General features: G+C 67.1%; 1 pseudogene. It reads right to left on the reverse strand.

Annotated features, from left to right (window positions below):
* A pseudogene (locus tag IEX93_RS11365) lies at window positions 1-678 on the reverse strand (ISAs1 family transposase); the annotation flags it as partial.

Here is a 678-nt window from a genome sequence, read left to right on the forward strand (position 1 = left end):
AGGCCCTCATCTCCTCGGGAAGGTAGGGAGAAGCCAGGACCCGGTAGGTCCACACCTCCCCGTCCCGCTCCACCCACCACGTGGCTTCGGTCTCTCCGGGAAGCCTCTTCTCCGCCACCCCCCGGAAGACCTCTTCCGCCCAGGCCAAAAGCTCCCCCTGGTTCCCCTTCAGGAGGAAGAGGTAGTCCCCCCTTTTTCCCGTATCGCCCGGGCCACCCCCGGGTACAGGTACCCGGCATCCCCCACCACCACCTTCCCCTTCAACCCCTCGGCCCCAAGGCGCTCCAAGAGGTCCTGGAGGGCCTTGTCCTCCCTGCCCTCCGCCCTGGCCTGGGCCAGGGTGGTGCCCAGGTGGAGGGCCAGGACCTCCACCAGCTTGACCTGGGAGCTCTTCCCTTTGCCGCTTCCCCTCAGGGTCTTCCCATCCACCACCAGGACCTCCTCCAGGTCCGCCTCGGGGAAGACCTGGCGGAGGGCCTGTCCCAAGGCCTGGGGGGCCAGGCCATGGAGGAAGGTGGTCAAGCGGGTGTGGCCCGGAGCCTTACGGAGGCCTAGGTGGGGAAGAAGGTGGGAGTTAGTGCGGGCAAAGCGTTCCACCCCGCGCAGGGAGTCCACGCGGCTCAAAAAGGCCACCAAGATCAGGGCCAAAAGGCTCCAGAGAGGGTACTGCCGGTTGCT

Source organism: Thermus composti, from assembly GCF_014647535.1.
Lineage (GTDB): Bacteria > Deinococcota > Deinococci > Deinococcales > Thermaceae > Thermus > Thermus composti.